This is a genomic window from Bacillota bacterium (genome assembly GCA_023511455.1).
Lineage (GTDB): Bacteria > Armatimonadota > HRBIN16 > HRBIN16 > HRBIN16 > HRBIN16.
Genome location: JAIMBJ010000066.1, coordinates 1 through 3,851, shown reverse-complemented (window position 1 = coordinate 3,851; position 3,851 = coordinate 1). Strand labels below are relative to the sequence as shown.

The 3,851-nt window shown below is 57.6% G+C and carries 2 protein-coding genes; both read right to left on the bottom strand.

Going from position 1 to position 3,851, the window contains the following annotated elements:
• Window positions 1-133: 133 nt before the first annotated feature.
• Window positions 134-1,546: a HEAT repeat domain-containing protein gene (locus tag K6U75_17140; GenBank protein MCL6476759.1), complete on the bottom strand. Its 1,413-nt coding sequence runs from the start codon at window positions 1,544-1,546 to the stop codon at window positions 134-136.
• Between the two features lie 33 nt (window positions 1,547-1,579).
• A complete protein-coding gene (locus K6U75_17135) occupies window positions 1,580-3,643 on the bottom strand; it encodes a hypothetical protein (GenBank protein ID MCL6476758.1) in 2,064 nt (687 codons plus the stop codon).
• Between the last annotated feature and the right edge of the window lie 208 nt (window positions 3,644-3,851).

Genomic DNA, 3,851 nt, shown 5'->3' with positions numbered 1-3,851 from the left:
CGCACCCACAGCTCAGGCGTCTGGCGCATCGCGATGGCAGGCATCACCAGCGGGTCTTTGGGCGCAGGCAGGTCGGCTGCCGTCCTCGACGCACTCAGCAGAAACACAGCACCGCCAAACAACGTAAAGATACTCATCTGCCCTCACCCCGCTTGCTCGCTTGCTCAATGGCATACCGTAAGGCAGTTCTCACGCGGACTTCCGGTTCTATTTGCAGCCAGTGCCGTAATCTGGGAATGGCTGCCCGCGTCGCTACCTGGATTAAGGCTTCAGCAGCGCTCAGCCGAATGCTGGAGTGCGGATGCTCCAGCAGTTCCAGCAACAGCGGCTCGGCGCGCGCGTCTCCAAGACGCTTGAGCGCGTCGATGGCCGACAGGCGCAACCCCAAGTCCTCCTCCTGTCGCGCAGCCGCGAGCAGGTCATCGAAAGCCTCTCGCGCCTCAAGCCAGCCGAGCCCACGCGCCGCCATATCCCTACAAGGACCGCGCCGCAGGATGCCCAGAAACGCACTGGCGGCTTCCGGCGCACGCAATCTGGTCAGCACGTGCAAAGCGGTAGACACGGCGGGCTCGTGACTGCTGGGATCTTCCAGCACCTTAATCAAGGCGGGCACCGCAGGCTGACCGATATACTCCAGCATCTCCCCAACCCACAGGTCGGTTCCCACGTACTGTTCTTCATTCACCTCGCGGATTAGCTCCTGTATCGCCTCTTGTAAAGTCATTCCTACCGTGCGCATCCGCCAGTATGCCCACGCGGGGTCTGGCTGTTCCGGCTCCAGCGGCAGAGACCTGCTGCGCACGTCTCCGCTGCACCCCGCTACATATTGTCGCAGCACCTCCATCGCCCGTCGGTCTTCCATGCGAGCCAGGGCAAACACATACGGGTCGGGCGGAAAGGAGGAGCTTGCCTTCTCCACCAGCAGCGGCACGGCTTCTACCGCCTTCAGCACACCCAGAGCGCGCGCCCCCTCCGCCGTCTTCAGCCAAAACTGCCATCTGTCGCGCAAAGGAGCCGTGAGGGGAGGCTCAGGGGTCTGCACCCAGGCGACCATGGCTTTCACGTAGGCATCTCTGCCCTGCGCGCGGCAACGGATGCGCTCAATGGTGTAACGCACACGGTCTGCCAGCTCTAGATAAATTTCGTTTGGCCCATATGTCCATCCTTCCAGTGGTTTTGCTGCTACCTCGTAGCGCCGCACATACTCTTCCAGTGAGGGTATCAGTTCCGGAGAAGCCACATCTCCCAACCGACGCAGCGCATAAACACGCATCTGGGAACGCATATCCTCCATGTCTTTCCATCTCACCAGAGGTTCTGTGGTGCCATATACCTTGCGGTCTAACCACTGGTCATCCAGGTACGACAGCAAGGCGGCGGGGTTCTTCGCAGACAGCCGGTGTATCTCCACCAGAGGACGCGGGGTCGGTTTGAAAATGATGCCCGGCAAGATGACCTTCGACCGCGCTTTAAGAGGCGACTCTGCCCCCAGGGCGAAGGCACTCAGCAACGCCACGGCTGGCACGCATATAAAGATTGTCTTCATGGCTGTTACTCCTGTGCTTGAACGTGAACTGGATCAGTAGTCCTGACGGCCACCTTCCGACCAGTCCTGCTCGTCCAGACTGCCGACGAGGTAGCCGTTCCACTCTCCGAACAGCTGGGCATACATCTCGTGGTCCAACACCGTGCAAACCTCCCGCCCAGTGGCATCCTTACCGTAAAGCCACCAACGCTCTACCGCGTATGGGTCATCTTTTCCAAAACCAAGCGAGCGATGCAGGTGCTCCCAAGAGTCGCACACGCCATCCATGTCCTCATCATACGGTCGTCGGAAAGGATGGAACAGGTACGACCCGATGTGCGCCGAGTCAAAGCCACCCCATGATGCCAGGAACAGGTCACGTTCTGCGAGCTCATGCGCCACCGTATTGGCAACTGCGTCGATACCGTCAGCCCATAAGCCATACCGTCGTACGGCGCCTCCTGATTCTATGCGGGCTTTCAAGGAGCTACCGAACAAATAAACGCGCCCCCGATATTGCTCGCTGTGCTGCAAGCCATAAGGTGCCCAGTACCCACTCCAATCGAGAATCCCGACAGTAGTATCAGTTATGTCAGTTCCGGGTCTCGATGGCGGCCGGGGCGCATAGTAGACCACATATCCGCCATCGAGGTTTGGGTCCATCTCATTAAAGCGAGGGATAACTGCCCCCCAATGCCCGGGACGAGCATCGAACCAGTTTGGTGGGTCCCAGTGGGCAATAGAGGAAATTCCCCTTGAAAAGTCACACATCTCATCGTGCGTAAACAGGCGGAAGGTGATAGCCCGCGAACGGGTCTTGGTGTTCTGAAATCCAAGCCACGGGTCGGGATAGGGGAAGGCAAACGTTGCCCGTACTTCGACCACAACCCGCCGATGTTCTTCATCGGGTGATATCGGGAAAGTATCAAACAGCCGCCAAGGTGGTTCGCCCCTAAACCGACCTCTCCATGGCATCTGAAGCCACTCTACATACCGTAGATACCATGGTAAGGTTGCGGGGGCGTCGACCACCCAGTTATAATAAACAGTTTCCTCACGGCGAAGGCCGGAAGCGAACAAAGAAGGATACGTTGTTCCTCCGCTAACGCCGCGACCGACAATAGAGTGGATTGTAGGCACATCCAGTATCGTAAGGGTGATTGTTAGCGATACAGGTTCGTCCCTTCTAGAGGCTATCGGTGAGCGATCATACACAGTGCATTCCAGTTGCACGGTGCGGCTGAACTCTCCGGGGTCTAGCGCTGGGGGATGGTAGTCTGCATATCGCAGGTATCTGCTGAAAGCTGGTCGGTCGTCAATCATACCTCCCCCATGTCTAATCCGCCAATGAACGTCAAGATGGTTCATCGTCTCGCGCACCTTGTTGGTTAACCGTACATCGCGGTCTGCGTTCGTGATAGAGACTTCGTCGTAGTCAACAACGTGGATGACAATGGGTATCGGTCCAGACAGGTTGCTGAAGAGCTCCGCACCAGCCGGTTGCACGGCAAGTACTCGGATTGAGTCCCCGGGGCTGTATTGCCGGTAATGCGGCACGCTCATAGCGAGGAATTGCCCACTATTAGGAGGCTGAATCTGGGCTGTTATCCGCCATAGTCCCGCATCCGGCAGATACAGGCTAAAGAAATCTTCGCCCTCTACTGAGAAATCTGCATAATAAACTATCTGTTCAGGTGCATCCTCACGAAAGGCCTCCAATCGTATGCTAACCGCCCCTCCATACCACTCTTGTAAACGGATAACGCCACACACGTGGTATCCTTCATTCGGCGCGGGCAGGCGGGGCAGCGTGGGGTCAAACGGCTCCGCACCCACCTGTCCAAAGTTGCGTACCACAATGCCGACATCAAACAGGGTCACTTCGCCGTCACCGTCCAAATCGGCACGCGGGTCCCAGTTGGGGTCGCCGGGCACGCTTCCCATCGCGCTAACCACAATCCCGAAATCAGAGAGGGTTACTTCGTTATCGCCATCGCAGTCGCCGTTGAGCAGGGTGATGTGGAGACTTTGGGCTTGCAGGGGAGAGACCAGCAAACACAGGCTCACCACTGCCCACGCGATAAGGGGGGGGGTAGAAAAGCGCAAATTGCAAGACATCTTGATAAGCCTCCCTTCGCACTCCTCTAGAACACGGGTTTGGTGAGAGTATACACCTTACATCATCGGTTTGTCAAGGTTTTCTGAGGGTGTTCGAGAATTGTTGAGAAGTTGGTTGTAGCGCAAGGAGAGAGGCGTTCTTGCTACCCCTTGTCTTACCTCACCCCCGTCCCCTCTCCTACGAGGAGAGGGGCGTTCCCCCTTCCCT

Bases quoted from the DNA above. Each gene is read 5' to 3' on its own strand.
- K6U75_17140 (MCL6476759.1), bottom strand. From the start codon at position 1,546: ATGAAGACAATCTTTATATGCGTGCCAGCCGTGGCGTTGCTGAGTGCC.
- K6U75_17135 (MCL6476758.1), bottom strand. From the start codon at position 3,643: ATGTCTTGCAATTTGCGCTTTTCTACCCCCCCCCTTATCGCGTGGGCA.